Genomic DNA, 17,840 nt, shown 5'->3' on the forward strand with positions numbered 1-17,840 from the left:
GGAGTTCCCGTTGTTCAGCCGAGTTCGACGCAGCGGTCCGCGACCGCGTCGCGCACCTCCTCGTCATGGAAGATGCCCACGACCGCCGCGCCGCGCGCCTTGGCCTCGTGGATCAGCTCGACGACCACGCGGCGGTTGGCGGCGTCCAGCGAGGCGGTCGGCTCGTCCAGCAGCAGCAGGCGCGACGCCTGGACGAAGCCACGCGCGATGTTGACACGTTGCTGCTCGCCGCCCGAAAAGGTGGCGGGCGGCAGGTCCCACAAGGCCGGCGGCAGGTTGAGGCGCGCGAGCAGTGCGCGCGCGGCGTCGCGGGCGGCTTCCAGGCGCTCCTCGTGGCCGGCGTCGTCGAGGTCGTCCGCGGCAGGCACCGGTTCCGCATCGACCAGGCGCTGCGCGACGACGTCGAGCGCCGGCACGCGCGGCACGGCGCGCAGGAACTGGCTGACGTAGGCGATGTCGCGGCGGCGCAGCTCGATCATGCGTTGCGGGCTGGCCGTGGCGAGGTCGACCGGCCCCGCGGATGACTCGAAGCGCAGCGCGCCGGCGTCGGCGCCGTAGCTGCCGAACAGGCACTTCATCAGCGTCGACTTGCCGCGGCCCGAGGCCCCGACCAGCGCGACGCATTCGCCGGCGCCGATGTCCAGCGACGTGTCCTCGAGCACCTGGAGGCGCGCGCCGCCGCGCAGGTGCAGCGTGAAGTGCTTGGCGAGGCCGCGCACGGACAAACGGGGTGAGGTATCCAGGTTCATGGCATCACCACCGAGGAGACCAGCAGTTGCGTGTAGGGATGTTGCGGGTCGTCGAGCACGCGGTCGGTGAGCCCCTGCTCGACGACGCGGCCGTGGCGCATCACCAGCGTGCGCTGCGCGAGCAGGCGCGCGACGCCGAGATCGTGCGTGACGATCAGCGCGCACAGGTTCATGCGCGTCGTGAGCTGGCGCATCAGGTCCAGCAGCCTCGCCTGCACCGAGACGTCGAGGCCGGAGGTCGGCTCGTCCAGCAGCACCAGGCGCGGCCGCGTGACGAGGTTGCGCGCGATCTGCAGGCGCTGGCGCATGCCGCCGGAGAACGCGCGCGGCGAGTCGTCGATGCGGCTGGTGTCCAGCTCCACGCGCGCCATCCAGCGCTCGGCGCTCGCGCGCAGCCGGCCGTAGTGGCGCTCGCCCTGGCCCATCAGGCGCTCGCCGATGTTGGCGCCGGCGCTGACGTCCAGCCGCAGCCCGTCGCTCGCGTTCTGCTCGACGAAGCCCCACTCGGTGCGCGCCAGCACGCGCTGCTGGCGTTCGGTGAGGGCGTGCACGTCGAGCCAGCGCTCGTCGGCGTCGCGGTAGTGCACCGCGCCGCGCGTCGGGGCGATGCGGCCGGCGATGCAGTTCAGCAGCGTCGACTTGCCCGAGCCCGACTCGCCGACGATCGCCACGACCTCGCCCGGGAACAGGTCGAGGTCGGCGTCCTGCACGGCATAGCGCTCGTCGCGCGCGGAAGGGAAGCGATGCGAGAGGCCGCGCACGCGCAGCAAGGGTTGAGTGGTCTCAGTCATGGCGATGTCCCTGGTCGACGCGGTCGGCGCACCAGTCGGTGTCCGAGCAGGTCCAGTGCACGCGGCCCTCGGCGTCGGCGATCTCGTCGAGGAAGCTGGCGGTGTCGCCGCAGCGCTCGCAGGCGTGGCCGTGCGGCTCGATGCGGAACGGGTGGTCCTCGAAGTCCAGGCTCTGCACGTCGGTGTACGGCGGGATCGCGTAGAGCCGCTTCTCGCGCCCCGCGCCGAACAGCTGCAGCGCGGGCATGCGGTGCATCTTCGGGTTGTCGAACGCGGGGATGGGCGAGGGCGCCATCACGTAGCGGCCGTCCACCTTCACCGGGTAGTCGTAGCTCGTCTCGACGCGGCCCCATTGCGCGAGATCCTCGTACAGCTTGACGTTCATCAGCCCGTATTCCTCGGACGCGTGCAGCTTGGCCGTCTCCGAGCGCCGCGGCTCGAGCTTGTACAGCGGCTCGGGCTGCGGCACCTGGTAGACGATCACCTGGCCGGCGGCGAGCGGCGTCTCGGGGATGCGGTGGCGCGTCTGGATCAGCGTCGCCTCGCGCGTGCGCGTGGTCGTGCGCACGCCCGTCGTGCGCGCGAAGAACTGGCGGATGTTGACGGCGTTGGTGGTGTCGTCGCTGCCCTGGTCGATCACCTTGAGCACGTCGTCGCGGCCGATCACCGCGGCCGTCACCTGGATGCCGCCGGTGCCCCAGCCGTAGGCGAGCGGCATCTCGCGCGAGCCGAACGGCACCTGGTGGCCGGGGATCGCGACGGCCTTGAGCAAGGCGCGGCGGATCATCTTCTTCGTGCGCTCGTCGAGATAAGCGAAGTTGTAGCCTTCCGCGATCTCAGTCATTCGAAGTCTCCTCGCGCGCCGCACCCGCGGCCCGCGCATGCACGTCATCGCGCAGCTTGCGGATCAACTGCAGCTCCGACTCGAACGTCACGTAGTGCGGCAGCTTCAGGTGCTGCACGAAGCCCGAGGCCTCGACGCTGTCGCCCTGCGGCAGCGCGAACTCCTGCTGCTGCGCGGGGCTGGACGTGTCCTCGCCGAACTCGGCGCCGCGCAGCGCGCGGTCGACCAGCGACATCGCGATCGCCTTGCGCTCGCCGCGCCCGAACACGAGGCCGTGGCCGCGCGTGAAGACGGGCGCGACCTCGGCGCTGCCGACGAACTGGTTGATCATCTGGCACTCCGTCAGCTCGATCTCGCCGATCTCGATCGGGAAGTCGAGCTCGTCGGGGATCAGTTCGACGGCCACCTTGCCCGAGCGCAGGTCGCCCGCGAACGGATGGGTGTGGGCGTAGCCGCGCTGCGTCGAGTAGCCCATGCCCAGCACCCAGCCTTCGTCGGCGCGCGCCAGCATCTGCAGCCAGCCGCTGCGCGGCAGCGGATAGGCCGGCGGGTCGCGCGTGATGTCCGGCGGCTCGGGATCGCCCGCCGACGGCAGGCAGGGCTCGACGAGGCCCTCGCGCGCGAGCTGCGCCAGCGCGTTGGGGACGTCCTCGGGCGTCGCGCTCGCGTCGGCGACCGGCGCGCCGGCGGCCAGCGCGCCGAACTCCAGCAGCCGCTGCGTGTAGTCGAAGGTCGGGCCCAGCAACTGGCCGCCCGGCAGGTCCTTGAAGATCGCCGAAATGCGGCGGTCGACGCGCATGCGGTCGGTGTCGACCGGCTCGCTGTAGGCGAAGCGCGGCAGCGTCGTGCGATACGCGCGCAACAGGAACGCGGCCTCGATCGCGTCGCCGCAGGCCTGGCGCAGCGCCAGCGCCGCGAGATGCGGGTCGAACAGCGACGCCTCGGCCATCACGCGGCCGACCAGCATGCCCAGCTGCTGCTCGATCTGCGCGACCTCCAGCGCCGGGACGCCGGTGTCGCCGCGGCGCGCGGCCGCGAGCAGCTGGCGCGAGGCCTCGATGGCGCGTTCGCCGCCCTTGACTGCGATGTACACGTCAGGCCTCCCGTTCGATGCGCGTGCTGCGCGGGATCGCGGCGAGCTGCGTGCCGCACACGAGGACCAGGTCGACGCCGCGCGGCAGATCGGCCTGCAGCGCGATGCGCCACTGCCAGAACGCCGCGGACAATCCGGCCACCGCGAGATTGCGCGAGGTCTCGATGCCCGCGCCGCGCAACGTCAATGCGAGGGCGCCGGCGATCGGCTGGTCGGACAGTGCGTCGACCTCGACGATCAGTGTCGCGCCCGTTTGCGGCGCCTCGTCGCTGCCGAGGTCGAGCGCGTTCCACGACGCTGCGTCGACATCGCGCGCCAGGGCGATGGTCATGCCCGCCGCGGTGGCCACGGCGCGCGCGCCGGTGTGGAAGCGCAGCCAGGCGCGCGCATCGTCGTTGCCCAGCGCACCGGCGAGATGGACGGGCGTGTCGGCGTCGAGCAGCGTCAGCAACGTGGCGGCCATCGCGATGCCCGTCGGCGGACCCATCCCGGCATCGTCGGGCGCGAGGCCGTCGGTCGCGGCATCGTGCAGCGCATGCAGGCGGCCGGGCTCGGACATCGCGCGCAGCAGCACGCGAAAGGTCTGCTGCGCGCCGTGCACCGGGTCGGCGAAGCCGGCGCCCATGTTGGCGAGGGCCGCGCTCATGCCGAGATCTCCGAGGCCAGCGTTTCGAACGAGACGCGCGAGCTCGCGGTCAACGCGGCGGCCGCGGCGCGGCGCTTCGCGGTTTCATCGGCCAGTGGCGCGATCACGTCGCGCATCAGGGCCTCGTGGTGCTCGGGCTGCTGCAGCAGCGCGTCGATGCGGGCGACCCATTCGGCGCGCGCCTCGTCGCGGCCCAGCACGATGCCGACACCCGCGGCCAGGCGGCCGTCGAGGCCGCGGTGGCGCACGACGCAGCGCGTCACCGTCGCGTCGCCGACGTTGAAGCGGTCACCCCGGTTGCCGATGCGGGCGCGTACCATCGTCAGGCCGATCTCGGGCGCGCGCAGGCGGGCGAAGCCGTCGTCGGGCAGGGCGGCGGCGTGGCGCTCGAGCAGCTCGCGCGGCGCGTGCGCCAGCACGGCGAGCCAGCGCTGGCGCGCGGCGATGTCCTGATCGATCATTGTCATGGCGAAGTCATCTAGACGACCTAAGATGGGGGCAGTATAGACAGCGCCCGATGACAGTTTCTTGACCTCCCGGTGACGATCATGCTCAAAGACGACAACTCCCGCACGCCTTCGGCCGCCGACCCGGCCGAGCCGGGCGGTGCGCGCTGGCAGGCGATCGCCGCGCAGCTGCGCGCGGACATCCTCGCCGGCCGCGTCGCGCCGGGCGAACGACTGCCCAACGAGAAGGTGCTGGCCGAGCGCTTCGCGGTCCATCGCCACACGCTGCGCCAGGCGGTGCAGGCGCTGGTGCGGGAGGGTCACCTGAACGTGCGCCAGGGCGCCGGCACCTTCGTGCGCGAGCTGGTGCTCGACTACGCGCTGCAGCGCCGCACGCGGCTCAGCGAGAACCTGGCGCGCCTGGGCGAGACGGCCGGACGCGAGCTGCTGTCGCACGACGTGGCGCCGGCCGGCGAATGGGCGACGCCGCTGCGCGTGGCGGCGCGCAGCAAGGTCGTCGTGCTCGAGATGCGCGCCGCCGTGCGCGGTCGCCCGGTGAGCCTCTCGACGGGCGCGTTCCCGATGCCGCGCTTCGCCAACATCGCCGCGCTGGTCGAGCGCCACGGCAGCATCACGAAGTCGCTCGCCGAGCTGGGCGTGGTCGACTACACGCGGGCCCGCAGCGTCGTCTCGACGCGGCTGCCCACGCAGTCCGAGGCCGATGCACTGGCGCGTCCGCTGACGCAGCCGGTGCTGGTCGTGCAGTACGTCAACGTCGACCGCGACGGCGTGCCGGTGGAGGCCGCGACGACGCTGTTCGCGGCCGACGCGGTGCAGCTGGTGGTCGAGCCCGACGCAACATGACGACGCGATACGCGCTGTATTTCGCGCCGGCGGCGACGCATCCGCTCTGGATCGCGGGCTGCGACTGGCTCGGCCGCGATCCCGGATCGGGCGCGCACGGCGCAAGGGGCCCGCATCGGGACGACCCGTGCCGCTACGGCTTCCATGCGACGCTGAAGGCGCCGTTCGCGCTGCGCGACGGCACGACGCGCCCGCAGCTGCTGGCCGCGCTGTCGCACTTCGTCGACGAGCGCGCTCCGTTCGCGATGCCTCGCCTGGCGGTCGCCGCGCTCGGCCACTTCCTGGCGCTGCGTCCGGCGGAGCGCGACGCAACGGCCGCGAGCGAACCGCTGCGTACGCTCGCCGACGACTGCGTGCGCCTGTTCGACGACTTCCGCCGGCCGCCTGCGCCGGCCGAGATCGCGCGGCGCCTCGCCGCCGGGCTGGACGAACGGCAGCGCGGGAACGTCGATCGCTGGGGCTATCCGCACGTGTTCGAGCACTGGCGTTTCCACATGACCCTGACCGACAGCCTCGCCGACGATGCCTTGCGCGCCGAACTGCTCGCCGACGCGGCGCGCCACTTCGCCGACGCGCTGGCCGAACCGCTGCGCTGCGAGGGCGTGGCGCTGTTCGTCGAGGACGCGCCCGGCGCCGACTTCCAGCTGCTGCGCCGCTTCGAGTTCGCGCGATGAGCGACGAGCCGCGGCCGGCGATCGACGGCGCGCGCCGGCTGGTCGTCGTGGTCGGCCCGTCGGGCGCCGGCAAGGACAGCCTGCTGCGCGGCTGGCGCACGGCGGACGGCGCGCCGCATTTCGCGCAGCGCGTCATCACGCGGGCGCCCGATGCGACCGAGGCCCACGAGGCGGTCAGTCCCGGCGACTTCGCCGGCATGCGCTCGGCCGGACTGCTCGCGACCTGGTGGAACGCGCACGGCCTCGACTACGGCGTTCGCGCGTCGCAGCTCGAGCCGCTCGCGCGCGGCGGCTGGGTCGTGCTGAACGGCTCGCGCGCGCACCTGCCAACCCTGCGCGCGCAGGCGCCGGGCCTGCGCGTCGTCGAGGTGACCGCGCCCGCCGGCGTGCTCGCGCAGCGGCTGGACGCGCGGGCGCGCGAGGACGCGGCCGGCCGCGAGAGCCGGCTCGTGCGCGCGATCCAGGCGCCCGTCGGCGCGGATCTCGTGCTGGTCAACGACGGCGACCTGCGGCACGGCGTCGACGCGCTGCTGCAATGGTGGGCTGCGATCCGAGCGCTCTGACGGCAAGTCCTGCGCGCGAGCTTGCGCATCGCTGAAGCCGCGCCCGCGAATGGTCGGGCTCGCCGGTTGCCCCTTCGCGCGGTCGACAACCGCGCGAGGACATCAGCGTTGCAAACCCCTGCCTGGCAGCAAGGCGTGCTCGATCCGCACGGGCCGATCGCCGCCGCCGAACGCACGATCCTGCTGAACGCCACGGTGATCATGCTGGCCGTGATCGTGCCGGTGATCGTTCTGACGCTGGCGTTCGCGTGGTGGTTCCGCGCCGGCAACAAGTGGGCGCGGCGCGATCCGGCGTGGGCGTATTCCGGGCCGATCGAGGTCACGGTGTGGGCGATCCCCGCGCTGGTCGTGCTGTTCCTCGGCGGCATCGCCTGGATCGGCTCGCACGACCTCGACCCTGCGCGCCCTGTCGCGTCCAAGGCGCCGCCGCTGGAAGTGCAGGTCGTCTCGCTGGACTGGAAGTGGCTGTTCATCTACCCGAGGCTGGGCGTGGCGAGCGTCAACCGCCTCGTCGTCCCCGCCGGCACGCCGCTGCGGCTGCAGCTCACGTCGGCCAGCGTGATGAACAGCTTCTTCGTGCCGCAGCTCGGCTCGCAGATCTACACGATGGCCGGCATGACGACCACGCTGCACCTGCAGGCCGACAACCCCGGCGCGTATGCGGGGCTGTCGGCGCAGTTCAGCGGCGACGGCTTCTCGGACATGCGCTTCGACGTCGTCGCCACCACGCCGGCGCAGTTCGCGCAGTGGCTCGCGGACGCACGCGCGGGCGCGGCCTCGCTCGACGCGACGAGCGTCGCGGCGCTCGCGAAGCCAGGCGTCGCCGCGTCGGCCGCCACCTTCGGCCACGTCGCGCCCAACCTGTTCGACGCGATCCTGGCCGGCACGACGAAGTCGCCGGTCGCCACCCTGGCGATGCAGTGACATGTGGGGCAAGCTGACCTGGGACGCGATCCCGCTGCACGACCCGATCCCGCTCGTCACGGGCATCGTCGTGATGCTCGTGCTTGCCGGCGTGCTGCTGCTGGTCACCGCCAAGGGCTGGTGGCCGGTGCTGTGGCGCGACTGGATCACCAGCGTCGACCACAAGCGCATCGGCGTGATGTACGTGCTGCTCGCGCTCGTGATGCTCGTGCGCGGCTTCGCCGACGCGATCATGATGCGCGGCCAGCTCGCGCTCGCCGCCGGACACGCCCAGGGCTACCTGCCGCCGGAGCACTACGACCAGATCTTCTCGGCCCACGGCACCATCATGATCTTCTTCGTGGCGATGACCTTCATGGTCGGCCTGATGAACTTCGCGGTGCCGCTGCAGATCGGCGCGCGCGACGTCGCCTTCCCGGTGCTGAACTCCGTCAGCTTCTGGCTGACGGCCGCGGGCGTGCTGCTGGTCAACGTGTCGCTGGTGCTCGGCGAGTTCGCGCGCACGGGCTGGCTCGCGTATCCGCCGCTGTCCGAGCTCGCGTACTCGCCGGGCGTGGGCGTCGACTATTACCTGTGGTCGCTGCAGATCGCCGGCGTGGGCACGCTGCTGTCGGGCATCAACCTGACGACGACCATCCTGAAGATGCGCACGCCCGGCATGGGCTACGGCCGCATGCCCATCTTCACGTGGACGGCGCTGGCGTCCAACCTGCTGATCATCGCGGCCTTCCCCATCCTCACCGCGACGCTGGGCATGCTGCTGCTCGATCGCTACCTCGGCTTCCATTTCTTCACCAACGACGGCGGCGGCAACGCGATGATGTACATCAACCTCGTGTGGGCCTGGGGCCACCCGGAGGTCTACATCCTGATCCTGCCGGCGTTCGGCGTGTTCTCGGAGGTGATCGCCACGTTCTCGGGCAAGCCGCTGTTCGGCTACCGCTCGATGGCGATCGCGACGATGGCGATCTGCGTGCTGTCGTTCATGGTCTGGCTGCACCACTTCTTCACGATGGGCGCGGGCGCCGACGTCAACGGCTTCTTCGGCGTCGCGACGATGATCATCGCGGTGCCCACCGGCGTGAAGATCTTCAACTGGATCTTCACGATGTACGGCGGTACGCTGCGCTTCGAGACGCCGCTGCTGTGGGCCATCGGCTTCATCGTGACCTTCGTGATCGGCGGCGCGACGGGTGTGCTGATGGCGATCCCGCCGGCCGACTTCCAGCTGCACAACAGCCTGTTCCTGGTCGCGCACTTCCACAATGTCGTGATCGGCGGCGTCGTCTTCGGCGCGTTTGCCGGCTACAACTACTGGTTCCCGAAGGCCTTCGGCTTCCGGTTGCACGACGGCCTCGGCAAGGCCGTCTTCTGGTGCTGGTTCGTCGGCTTCTGGCTCGCCTTCCTGCCGCTCTACGTGCTGGGCTTGGCGGGCGCGACGCGGCGCATGCAGCACTATCCCGACACCTCGTGGCAGCCGCTGATGATCGTCGCCTTCATCGGCGCGCTGGTGATCCTCGCGGGCATCGTGCTGACCATCGCGCAGCTGGTCGTGAGCGTGCGCGCGCGCGAGCGCCTGCGCGACGCGAGCGGCGATCCGTGGGACGGCCGCACGCTGGAATGGGCGACGCGCTCGCCGCCGCCGGCCTGGAACTTCGCGGCGCTGCCGCAGGTCGACGGCCTCGACGCGTTCTGGGAGGCCAAGCGCTGCAACGGCGGCACGCTGGTGACCGCGCAGGGCGAGGGCGGCAAGCCGATCGAGATGCCGAAGTCGAGCGCATTGGGCGTCGTCGTCGCCTTCTTCGCCTTCGTCGGCGGCTTCGCGCTGGTGTGGCACATCTGGTGGCTGGCGCTCGTCGGCCTGGGCGGCGTGATCGCGGCGGGACTGGCGCGCGCCTGGCAGACCGAGCACGAGTTCGAGGTCACGCTCGCCGAGATCGGGGGAGTGCGCCCATGATCGCGTCGACGACGACCGTCGCCGAAGTCGAGATCCCGCTCCCGGAGCGCGGCCCGTCGTCGCGCCGCGTGATCGTCGGCTACGGCTTCTGGCTGTTCCTGCTCAGCGACATCATCGTCTTCTCGGCGCTGTTCGCGGCGTATGCGGTGCTGTCCGGGCGCACGGACGGCGGCCCGAGCGGCGTGCAGCTGTTCCATCGCGACAGCGTGCTGATCGAGACCGGCTGCCTGCTGCTCTCGAGCTTCGCCTGCGCGATGATGTCGCTGGCCGTCGAGGTGCGGCGCGCGGGGCTGATGCTGCTCGGCGCCGTGCTGACCTTCGCGCTCGGCGCCGCCTTCCTGGGGCTCGAGCTGACCGAGTTCGCCGGCATGATCGCCCACGGCGCCGGCCCGTCGCGCAGCGCCTTCCTGTCGGCGTTCTTCGCGCTGGTGGGCATGCACGGGCTGCACGTGTCCATCGGCCTGTGCTGGCTCGTCTCGATGGTGGCGCAGGTCTTCACGCTCGGCTGGCGGCCCATGGTGATCGACCGCCTCGCCTGCTTCAGCCTGTTCTGGCACGCGCTTGACATCGTCTGGATCGGCGTCTTCACCATCGTCTACCTGGGAGCGCACTGATGGACGAACGCGACCTCCGCAATCGGCAGTCCGACGACAGCGAGACGCCCGGCGAATCGCCCGGCTGGAGGAGCGGGCTCGTCAAGGCGCTGATGGGCCTGGCCGCGTCCATCGTGCTGACGCTGGCCTCGTTCTGGGCCGCCGGCACGCCGCTGGTGTGGGGCCCGGGCGTGCCGGTGCTGCTGGCGGCGCTGGCGATCGGCCAGATGGGCGTGCACCTCGTCTTCTTCCTGCACGTGTCCAGCGGGCCCGAGGGCACCAACACCATCCTCGCGCTCGCCTTCGGCGTCTTCGTGGTCGCGCTGGTGGTGTTCGGCTCGCTGATCATCATGGCCAACCTCGACGCCGGCATGACGGGCCTGGACGGCCTCATGAAGATGCAGCGCTGATCCGGGCGCGGGTGCGGGGCAGGGTATCTCCCAGCTCATCCGTTCACGCAACGGCGACGAGGCGCGGACACAATCGCCCCCTCTTTCAGGGAGCCGATCATCAACAACATCCGAATCCTCGCCGCCGCCTTGCTGGCCGGCACCGCCTTCGCCGCCCAGGCGCAATCCACCGACGTCGCGCCCACGCATTGGCGATTCGGCGTGCAACTGGGCGCCGTGCACGACAACGGCCGCACCGATCCGATCTTCCAGCTCAGCTTCGGCTACGCGTTCGACCCCACCTGGTCGGTCGAGGCGCTGATCGCCGGCAACCTGGACTTCGTCCGCGAGGGCACCGACCCGACCCAGCCCTACGAGTTCGACAGCGCCTGGGGCGCCCGCGTGCGCGCCGCGCTGCCGCTGTCCGAGCATTGGACGCTCGACGGCGGCCTGGGCGTCGCCACCGTGCACGAGGAGCGCGGCCTCACCATCCACGGCTACGGCCGCGACCGCACCGGCGCGCTGGTGAGCGGCGACCTGATGTACCGCCTCGGCCGCCGCTGGTCGCTGGGGCTCGAGGTGTCTTCGTTCACGCAGTCGCACACTCTCAACACGGGCCTGCGCAGCGAGTTCCACTTCTGAGCATGCCCGTCCCCGCGCGCGTGACGCGCGGGGACGCGGGCGCGCTCAATGCGCCGCGATCGCGTCCTTCGCGTGCTGCGCCAGGCCGCCGGCGGGCGCCAGCTGCAGGTAGGTCTCGAAGGCCTTCTTCGCGTCGTCGGCCTTGCCCTCGCGCAGCAGCGCGTCGCCGAGGTTGACGTAGGCCACCGGGCGCGACGGGTCGATCTTCAGCGCGGCCTCGAAGAACTTCACGGCGTTGGCGTCGTCGTTCATCTTCCAGTAGACGAAGCCGAGGTTGTTGGCCGCGAGCGCGAAGTCGGGCTGCAGTTTCAGCGACTGCGCGAACAGGTCGCGCGCGGCGGCGTAGTTCTTCTCCTTGAAGAACTGCATGCCGCGGTCGTTGAGCTGGTGCGCCTGCTGCCTGTCGCTGACCGGCGCGGCCGGCGCGGCGGCGATCTTCTGGTCCTTGCCCTGCAGGTCCTTGACGACCACGCCGTCGGTGGCCGCGCTGGCCGCGACGACCGCCGTCGTCTTCTCCAGCTTCGTGTTCAGCGCGATGGCGTCGGCGGCCAGCTGCGGCGTCGCATCGCTGAGCGACTCCTCGTTGGCCGCCAGCGTGAAGACGAACTCGCCGCCTTCGGAGCCGGGCAGGCTGCCGAAGGCCGGCGTCTGCGCGGAGACCGAGGCCACCGCCGGCGCGATGTAGGCCGCCAGCTCGGTGCCGGTGATGATGTTGTCGCCGTTCATGTCGGCCTTGCCCGAGAGGCCTTGCAGCAGCGTCCACGTGAAGATCGAGTGGCCGCCGGGGCCGCCGTCGGCCACCATCTGGTCGGCGCCGCCGGCCGTCAGCATCTGGCGGCCGACGCGGTGGGCGTTGTCGCGCAGGAAGTTGCCGGCGCCGATGCTGCCGCCGCCGCGCACCAGCCCGAGGCCGCTGTAGCAGGCGTCCATCACGAAGATCACGTGGCGCGCGACCAGCGCCTCCGAGATGTTCTGCAGCTCCGTCATCGGGATCGCGTCGTCGGCGACGTGGTCGGTCGCCGCCTCGGCCGGGATGATGTAGCCGAGGTCGCGGCCCGAGGTCAGGTGCTGCGTCGCGCCGTGGCCGGCGAAGAACACGAACAGGTTGTCGGTCTTCTTCAGCCCCGACTTGGGCAGCTGCTCGTTGAACGCGGCGAGGATGTTGGATCGCGTGGCCGACGTGTTCTGCAGCGAGATCACGTGCGCCGGCTTGAAGCCCAGCCTGGAGACGAGCAGGCCCTTGACCGATTCGGCGTCGCGCGCCGCGTGGCTCAGCTTCGGCCAGTGCGCGTAGTCGTCGATGCCGATCACGACGGCCCACGAATCACCTTCGGTGGTGGTGTCGGAGACGGCCGCCATCGAGGCCGCGGCCGACGCCGGCGCCGCGGCGTCGGCCGCGACGTCGACGAAGCCGCGCTTGTCGCCCGGCTTCTGCACGGTGAACGACTTGCCGTCCCAGCCCGCGAACTGGTAGCCCTCGGCGACCAGCCGGCTCATCACCAGCGGCAGCGCCTTGACGGTGCGTTCGTGGATGTCATGAAACAGCACGATGCCGCGGCCGTTCTTGTCGATCTCGCGCATCACGCGGTCGGCGATCGAGTTCGGGATCGGGTCGGCCCAGTCCATCGAGTCGACGTTCCACATCACCGAGGTCAGGTGTTCGCTGGCCAGGATCTGCTTGCCCTCGGCGTTGCGCGCGCCGTACGGGAAGCGGAACAGCGGCGGTCGGTCGGGGTCGATCGCCTTGAGCAGCTTGTCGTTGTCGAGGATCTCGGTCTTGAGCGCGTCGCCGGTCACCTTCGACAGCTGCGCGTGCGTCATGCTGTGGTTGCCGACGATGTAGCCCTCGGCAAGCAGCTCGCGGCTGATCTCCGCGTTCTTGCCCAAGTGGGTCTTGCCGTCGGCGTCGACCTTGCCGAGGTTGTTGCCGACCTCGAAGAATGTGCCGGGCGCGCCGTACTGCTTGAGGATGGCGGTGATCTCGGCGGTGTAGATCGGGTGCGGGCCGTCGTCGAAGGTCAGCGCGACGACCTTGGGCGGCAGGCCGGTGCCGAAGATCTCGGGGCCGGTCTCGGGCTTGCCGGGCTTGAGCGGCTTCGAGGCCGACGCCGCGGCGACCGTCTCGGCGGACGCCGCAGCGCTGGCCGCGGCGACTGCAGGCGCCGCGTAGCCGTGCGCCTTCAGGATGGCGTCGCGCGTGTAGAACGTGCCCAGGTGCGCGACGTAGTCATCCCACTTCTCGCGCTTCTGCACGATGGCACGCTGCTCGAAGCGCGAGAAGATCGCGCGGATCTCCTCGTCGTAGTTCTTCTGGATCTCGTCGAGCGCATCCATGTCGTCGCCGATGCGCTTGTGCAGCCGGATCGCGCCGAGGGTCTGGTTGCGCGCGACGTCGGCCTGCAGGCTCGCGAGCAGGTCGCGGAAGGCGAGGCGGTCGGCGTCGAACAGCGAGGTGTCGCTCTCGATGTAGTCCAGCACGGGCGCGAGAGTGGCGGTCGGATCCTCGCGGCCGGCGGTCATCGCGTCGAACTGCGACTCGATCCTGTCGACGTGTGCGCGGTTGTCGTGGAAGATCGCCTGGCCCACCTCGTCGGCCGCGGCGCGCTGCGCCTCGGTCTGCCTCTTCTCGTCGGCGAACAGCACGATGATCTGGCGGTGCGCGGCGAGCACCTCCTTCAGCTCGCCGACCACCTCGCTGGCCGCGGGCAGCGGCGCGCTGGCGGCGGCGCCGGGCGCGGGCGCCGGGGCGGCCTGCTTGCCGCAGCCTTGCAGCGACAGGCAGGCGACGACCGCGAGGGCCGGCAGGGTGGCGAGGAGACGAACGCGCATCGGTGACGACCTGGGTGGAATCGGGGCCGATGATACGTGAGCGGGTGTCGTGAAAGCCCGCAGGAATTCACGCTTCGCAGGTGATACGCTGCCGGGCATCGCGGGCGGGAGGCCTGCATCCCGCAGAGGATTCGAACATGACGATGCTGCCCTGCGCGGGGCTTTCCAAGGCCGCGCCCACGCGCTCGCTGGCCGGCGAGGTGGCGCGGTGACGCGGGCCGCGTCGCTTCGCACCGCCACGACGCCCGGCGAGGCGCTCGCCGTCGTCGCGTTGTGCTTCGGATGGCCCATCCTGCTGTCGGTGCAGGCCGTCATGGCCGGCTTCCCGGTGCGCCAGGGCGGCTTCGACGACCTCGGTGCGCTGAGCATCGTGATCTACGAGATCGCCTTCGCGCTGGTGGCCGTCACCCTGCTGCGCTCGCGCGGCTACGACGTCGCGAGCCTGCGGCCACGGCCGACATGGGTCGACAGCGGCCTCGGGCTGGTTCTCGCGCTGGCCGCCGGAATGGCGGGCATGCTCGCGATGGCCGCCTTCAGCGCGGGCCAGCCGGAGCAGCCGATCGCGGACATGATGCGGCGCTCGACCATCGGGGCACCGATGGTGCTGCTGATGGCCGTCGTCAACGGCACGTTCGAGGAGGTCTTCCTGCTCGGATTCCTGATGCGCGGGCTGAAGGAGCGCGGACTGTCGATCGCGCTGGGCACGATGATGCTGGTGCGCGTGTCCTATCACCTGTACCAGGGCCCGCTCGGCGCCTGCTACGTGTTCGGCGTCGGCCTGGTCTTCGGGCTGTTCTATGCGCGCACCGGACGCTTGTGGCCGGCGGTGCTCGCCCACATGATGTGGGACATCGTTCCCTTCCTGCGCTGATCCGTTCCCAAGGAGCCAACCCATGACCTCGTCTGCCATCGCCCGGAGCCTGCCGTGAGCGGCGAACTCGTCCTCGTCACCGGCGGCTCGGGCTTCATCGCCACGCACTGCATCCTGCAGCTGCTCGCGGCCGGCCACCGCGTGCGCACAACGGTGCGGTCGCTCAAGCGCGAGCCCGAGGTGCGCGCCACGCTGAAGGCCGCGGGCGCCGATGCGGGCGACCGGCTGGCCTTCTTCGCCGCCGACCTCACCGCCGACGCCGGCTGGGCCGCGGCCGCGGCTGGCTGCGACTTCGTGCAGCACGTGGCCTCGCCGTTCCCGATCAACGTGCCCAGGCACGAGGACGAGTTGATCGTCCCCGCGCGCGAGGGCGCGCTGCGCGTGCTGCGCGCGGCGCGCGACGCGGGCGTGAAGCGCGTGGTGCAGACCTCGTCGTTCGCGGCGGTCGGCTACGGCCATCCGCAGATGCCGCGTCCGTTCAACGAGCACGACTGGACCCACGTCGACGGCCCCGGCCTGACGGCCTACGCGAAGTCCAAGACGCTGGCCGAGCGCGCCGCGTGGGACTTCATGGCGCGCGAGGGCGGCGCGATGGAGCTGGCCGTCGTCAATCCGGTCGGCGTGTTCGGCCCGGTGCTGGGCGCGGACTTCAGCACGTCGATCGAGATCGTCAAGCGCCTGATGGACGGCGCGGTGCCCGCGCTGCCGCGCATCACGTTCGGCGTAGTCGACGTGCGCGACGTCGCCGACCTGCACCTGAAGGCCATGACGGCGCCCGAGGCCGCCGGCGAGCGCTTCCTCGCGGTGGCCGGCGACTTCCTGTCGATGCACGACATCGCGATGGTGCTGAAGAACCGCCTGGGCGACGCAGCGCGGCGCGTGCCCACGCGCGAGCTGCCGGACTGGCTCGTGCGCACCGTGGCGCTGGTCGACAAGTCGGCCGGCCAGATCGTGCCCGAACTGGGCAAGCGAAAGAACGCCACCAGCGAGAAGGCGCGCCGCACCCTCGGCTGGTCGCCGCGTTCGGCCGAGGACGCGCTCGTGGCCACTGCCGAGAGCCTCGCGCGGCTCGGGCTGCTCAAGCGCTGACGACGATGAAGCTGGCCATCAACATCGCGTTCGGCGTCGCCGTGTGCGCGGCCGTGCTGTATGCGTTCTGGCACTGGTTCGGCGTGTTCGGGCTGGTCTACGCGATGCCGGTGCTGGCGATCCTCGGCAAGTCGATCGTCGAGATCGTCACCGGCTTCCCGCGCTTCGCGCAGCGCCTGGCGCTGCGCAAGGTCGCCGGCCGCTACTACGAGTTCCGCGGCCGCGCGATGGACATCCACATCGACGCCGATGCCCGCTGCTGGGTCGCCACCGCCGACGCGCGCAAGGTCGCGGCGCTGCCGGCCGACGCCGTCCTCAAGCGCATGGCGCCGCTGGAATGCCGCGAGCTGGGCGACCCGGTGCAATGGCGCATGACGACGGAAGGGCTGGCGCAGGTGCTCGCGAAGTCGACCGACGCGGACGTCGCGAAGTTCCGCACGTGGCTCGAGGTCGAGGTGGCGCGGCCCGCGCGCAATCGCCGCGACGGACGCAAGGTGCCGGCCTAGGCGTGGGCTTCGCCGCGCGCGCGCATGCGCCGCTGCATCCACAGCGAGGCCCCGAACACCGCGATGCCGCCGAAGGCGAGCAGCACGCCGACCCAGCCGGTGGACGTCCAGCCGTGGCCGGTCGCGATCGCCACGCCGCCCAGCCAGGCGCCGAGCGCGTTGGCCGTGTTGAAGGCCGAGTGATTCAGGGCCGCGGCCAGCGTCTGCGCGTCGCCAGCGGTGTCCATCAGGCGGATCTGCAACGCCGGCCCGATCGCGACGATGGTGCCCAGCAGGAACACGTTGACGCAGATCGCGATCGTGTACGGCGCGGTGAACGGGATCGCGGCCAGCACCAGCACGCTCCACGCGAGCAGCCAGCCGATGGTGGGCATCAGCGCCTTGTCGGCCAGCCGCGCGCCGGCGAGGTTGCCGAGCACCATGCCCAGGCCGAACAGCGCGAGCACCAGCGGCACGCTGTCGACGGACAAGCCGGTGACCTCGGTCAGCAGCGGCTTGACGTAGCTGAAGACGGCGAACAGGCCGCCGAAGCCGATCGCCGAGATGCCGAGAGTGAGCCAGACCTGCGGCCGCGCCAGCGCGCCGAGTTCGCGCAGCGGGCTCGCGCCGTGCGCGGCGGGAACGTCCGGCACGCCGCGGCGGATCAGCGCGCAGGCCAGTGCCGCGATGGCGCCGACCAGCACGAACGCCGCGCGCCAGCCCAGGTGCTGGCCCAGCCACGCGGCCAGCGGCACGCCCGCCAGCGTCGCCAGCGTCAGGCCCGACATCACGAGGCCGACCGCGCTGGCGCGCCGGTTCGGCGGCGCCAGCGACGCCGCCATCAACGCGGCGACGCCGAAGTAGGTGCCGTGCGGCAGGCCGGTCATCAGCCGCAGCAGGTTCATCGTGACGTAGCCCGGCGCGCAGGCGCTGGCGAAGTTGCCGGCGGCGAACAGCGCCATCAGCGCGATGAGTAGCGCGCGACGCGGCCACTCGGCGGCGAGCACGGCCAGCACCGGCGCGCCGATCACGACGCCCATCGCGTAGGCCGTGATGACGTGGCCGGCCTGCGGGATCGTCACGCCAAGATCCTGCGCGACCTCGGGCAGCAGCCCCATGATCACGAACTCGCCGGTGCCGATCGCGAAGCTGCCGACGCCCAGCGCCCACACCGCCGGCCAGAAGTGGCGCTCGCGATCGGAGGCGGCGTCGGGAGTCGACACCGCGTCGGGCAGGACGGACGTGGCGGAGGTCATGGGCGGCGAGCGTGCGGAAACGGTTCCATCCATTGTGCTGCGGCGCAGCAAGCCGTGCCGGCGGCGGGTCTCTCGCCGCCTGGCGAACGGTTCAGCATGTGGATCGATGCCGCGCGGCATGTGGCTTGCCGACTG

General features: G+C 71.3%; 19 protein-coding genes. 11 read left to right on the forward strand and 8 right to left on the reverse strand.

Annotated elements, in window-relative coordinates; genetic code table 11:
- Positions 1 to 14 precede the first annotated feature (14 nt).
- From phnL to phnG, 6 genes are read right to left on the reverse strand one after another with little or no spacing between them, the layout of a single operon-like run.
- Positions 15 to 749 carry a phosphonate C-P lyase system protein PhnL gene (gene phnL, locus LPC04_RS13665; RefSeq protein WP_275682797.1) on the reverse strand — a complete coding sequence of 245 codons (735 nt, stop codon included), beginning with the start codon at positions 747 to 749 and terminating at the stop codon, positions 15 to 17.
- On the reverse strand, positions 746 to 1,540 hold the full coding sequence (gene phnK / locus LPC04_RS13670; RefSeq protein ID WP_275682798.1) for a phosphonate C-P lyase system protein PhnK: 795 nt from the start codon (positions 1,538 to 1,540) through the stop codon (positions 746 to 748). Before phnK ends, phnL begins: the two co-directional genes overlap by 4 nt.
- Positions 1,533 to 2,384 (reverse strand): alpha-D-ribose 1-methylphosphonate 5-phosphate C-P-lyase PhnJ, encoded by an 852-nt coding sequence (locus LPC04_RS13675; RefSeq protein WP_275682799.1) that lies wholly within the window; start codon positions 2,382 to 2,384, stop codon positions 1,533 to 1,535. Before LPC04_RS13675 ends, phnK begins: the two co-directional genes overlap by 8 nt.
- Complete coding sequence (locus LPC04_RS13680) at positions 2,377 to 3,477, reverse strand: carbon-phosphorus lyase complex subunit (protein WP_275682800.1); 1,101 nt, start codon at positions 3,475 to 3,477, stop codon at positions 2,377 to 2,379. The genes LPC04_RS13675 and LPC04_RS13680 overlap by 8 nt, the downstream gene beginning before the upstream one ends.
- Position 3,478: 1 nt before the next feature.
- Positions 3,479 to 4,123 carry a phosphonate C-P lyase system protein PhnH gene (gene phnH, locus LPC04_RS13685; protein WP_275682801.1) on the reverse strand — a complete coding sequence of 215 codons (645 nt, stop codon included), beginning with the start codon at positions 4,121 to 4,123 and terminating at the stop codon, positions 3,479 to 3,481.
- Complete coding sequence (gene phnG, locus LPC04_RS13690) at positions 4,120 to 4,590, reverse strand: phosphonate C-P lyase system protein PhnG (protein ID WP_275682802.1); 471 nt, start codon at positions 4,588 to 4,590, stop codon at positions 4,120 to 4,122. The genes phnH and phnG overlap by 4 nt, the downstream gene beginning before the upstream one ends.
- Positions 4,591 to 4,671: 81 nt before the next feature.
- On the opposite strand from phnG, the gene phnF reads away from it, so the two are divergent.
- From phnF to LPC04_RS13730, 8 genes are all read left to right on the forward strand, one after another.
- Positions 4,672 to 5,433 carry a phosphonate metabolism transcriptional regulator PhnF gene (gene phnF / locus LPC04_RS13695; RefSeq protein WP_275682803.1) on the forward strand — a complete coding sequence of 254 codons (762 nt, stop codon included), beginning with the start codon at positions 4,672 to 4,674 and terminating at the stop codon, positions 5,431 to 5,433.
- A complete protein-coding gene (locus LPC04_RS13700) occupies positions 5,430 to 6,107 on the forward strand; it encodes a DUF1045 domain-containing protein (protein ID WP_275682804.1) in 678 nt (225 codons plus the stop codon). Before phnF ends, LPC04_RS13700 begins: the two co-directional genes overlap by 4 nt.
- Positions 6,104 to 6,670, forward strand: coding sequence for a phosphonate metabolism protein/1,5-bisphosphokinase (PRPP-forming) PhnN (locus tag LPC04_RS13705; RefSeq protein ID WP_275682805.1), 567 nt, complete (start codon positions 6,104 to 6,106; stop codon positions 6,668 to 6,670). The genes LPC04_RS13700 and LPC04_RS13705 overlap by 4 nt, the downstream gene beginning before the upstream one ends.
- Positions 6,671 to 6,778: 108 nt before the next feature.
- A complete protein-coding gene (gene cyoA / locus LPC04_RS13710; RefSeq protein WP_275682806.1) occupies positions 6,779 to 7,594 on the forward strand; it encodes a ubiquinol oxidase subunit II in 816 nt (271 codons plus the stop codon).
- Between the two features lies 1 nt (position 7,595).
- The gene (gene cyoB / locus LPC04_RS13715) at positions 7,596 to 9,551 is read left to right on the forward strand and encodes a cytochrome o ubiquinol oxidase subunit I (RefSeq protein WP_275682807.1); all 1,956 of its coding nucleotides are present in this window, start codon (positions 7,596 to 7,598) and stop codon (positions 9,549 to 9,551) included.
- The gene (locus tag LPC04_RS13720) at positions 9,548 to 10,165 is read left to right on the forward strand and encodes a cytochrome c oxidase subunit 3 (protein WP_275682808.1); all 618 of its coding nucleotides are present in this window, start codon (positions 9,548 to 9,550) and stop codon (positions 10,163 to 10,165) included. Before cyoB ends, LPC04_RS13720 begins: the two co-directional genes overlap by 4 nt.
- A complete protein-coding gene (locus LPC04_RS13725; protein ID WP_275682809.1) occupies positions 10,165 to 10,554 on the forward strand; it encodes a cytochrome o ubiquinol oxidase subunit IV in 390 nt (129 codons plus the stop codon). Before LPC04_RS13720 ends, LPC04_RS13725 begins: the two co-directional genes overlap by 1 nt.
- A 129-nt stretch (positions 10,555 to 10,683) precedes the next feature.
- Entirely contained in the window at positions 10,684 to 11,175 is a 492-nt protein-coding gene (locus LPC04_RS13730; protein WP_275682810.1) for an outer membrane beta-barrel protein, read from the forward strand.
- A 45-nt stretch (positions 11,176 to 11,220) separates the two neighbouring features.
- On the opposite strand, the gene LPC04_RS13735 is transcribed toward LPC04_RS13730, so the two are convergent.
- Entirely contained in the window at positions 11,221 to 14,004 is a 2,784-nt protein-coding gene (locus tag LPC04_RS13735) for a polysaccharide deacetylase family protein (protein WP_275682811.1), read from the reverse strand.
- Positions 14,005 to 14,212: 208 nt separating this feature from the next.
- Here LPC04_RS13735 and LPC04_RS13740 point away from each other — a divergent pair, with 208 nt between their 5' ends.
- Genes LPC04_RS13740 through LPC04_RS13750 form a run of 3 tightly spaced genes read left to right on the forward strand, consistent with a single transcriptional unit; the run spans position 14,213 to position 16,470 of the window.
- A complete protein-coding gene (locus LPC04_RS13740; RefSeq protein ID WP_275682812.1) occupies positions 14,213 to 14,875 on the forward strand; it encodes a CPBP family intramembrane glutamic endopeptidase in 663 nt (220 codons plus the stop codon).
- A 54-nt stretch (positions 14,876 to 14,929) separates the two neighbouring features.
- Positions 14,930 to 15,964, forward strand: a complete 1,035-nt coding sequence (locus LPC04_RS13745) for an SDR family oxidoreductase (RefSeq protein ID WP_275682813.1) — start codon at positions 14,930 to 14,932, stop codon at positions 15,962 to 15,964.
- A 5-nt stretch (positions 15,965 to 15,969) separates the two neighbouring features.
- Positions 15,970 to 16,470 (forward strand): hypothetical protein, encoded by a 501-nt coding sequence (locus LPC04_RS13750; RefSeq protein ID WP_275682814.1) that lies wholly within the window; start codon positions 15,970 to 15,972, stop codon positions 16,468 to 16,470.
- Here LPC04_RS13750 and LPC04_RS13755 read toward each other — a convergent pair.
- Positions 16,467 to 17,705, reverse strand: coding sequence for an MFS transporter (locus LPC04_RS13755; protein WP_275682815.1), 1,239 nt, complete (start codon positions 17,703 to 17,705; stop codon positions 16,467 to 16,469). The two genes, LPC04_RS13750 and LPC04_RS13755, sit on opposite strands and share 4 nt — an antisense overlap.
- Positions 17,706 to 17,840: the final 135 nt, after the last annotated feature.

The sequence above is a fragment of the Scleromatobacter humisilvae genome (assembly GCF_023231945.1).
Taxonomy (GTDB): Bacteria; Pseudomonadota; Gammaproteobacteria; order Burkholderiales; family Burkholderiaceae_C; genus Scleromatobacter; species Scleromatobacter humisilvae.

Coding starts and splice junctions, on each gene's coding strand:
- LPC04_RS13750 (WP_275682814.1), top strand. CDS start 15,970: ATGAAGCTGGCCATCAACATCGCGTTCGGCGTCGCCGTGTGCGCGGCC.
- phnF (WP_275682803.1), top strand. CDS start 4,672: ATGCTCAAAGACGACAACTCCCGCACGCCTTCGGCCGCCGACCCGGCC.
- LPC04_RS13720 (WP_275682808.1), top strand. CDS start 9,548: ATGATCGCGTCGACGACGACCGTCGCCGAAGTCGAGATCCCGCTCCCG.
- phnH (WP_275682801.1), bottom strand. CDS start 4,123: ATGAGCGCGGCCCTCGCCAACATGGGCGCCGGCTTCGCCGACCCGGTG.
- LPC04_RS13725 (WP_275682809.1), top strand. CDS start 10,165: ATGGACGAACGCGACCTCCGCAATCGGCAGTCCGACGACAGCGAGACG.
- phnL (WP_275682797.1), bottom strand. CDS start 749: ATGAACCTGGATACCTCACCCCGTTTGTCCGTGCGCGGCCTCGCCAAG.
- LPC04_RS13700 (WP_275682804.1), top strand. CDS start 5,430: ATGACGACGCGATACGCGCTGTATTTCGCGCCGGCGGCGACGCATCCG.
- cyoB (WP_275682807.1), top strand. CDS start 7,596: ATGTGGGGCAAGCTGACCTGGGACGCGATCCCGCTGCACGACCCGATC.
- phnG (WP_275682802.1), bottom strand. CDS start 4,590: ATGACAATGATCGATCAGGACATCGCCGCGCGCCAGCGCTGGCTCGCC.
- LPC04_RS13735 (WP_275682811.1), bottom strand. CDS start 14,004: ATGCGCGTTCGTCTCCTCGCCACCCTGCCGGCCCTCGCGGTCGTCGCC.
- LPC04_RS13755 (WP_275682815.1), bottom strand. CDS start 17,705: ATGACCTCCGCCACGTCCGTCCTGCCCGACGCGGTGTCGACTCCCGAC.
- LPC04_RS13675 (WP_275682799.1), bottom strand. CDS start 2,384: ATGACTGAGATCGCGGAAGGCTACAACTTCGCTTATCTCGACGAGCGC.
- phnK (WP_275682798.1), bottom strand. CDS start 1,540: ATGACTGAGACCACTCAACCCTTGCTGCGCGTGCGCGGCCTCTCGCAT.
- LPC04_RS13705 (WP_275682805.1), top strand. CDS start 6,104: ATGAGCGACGAGCCGCGGCCGGCGATCGACGGCGCGCGCCGGCTGGTC.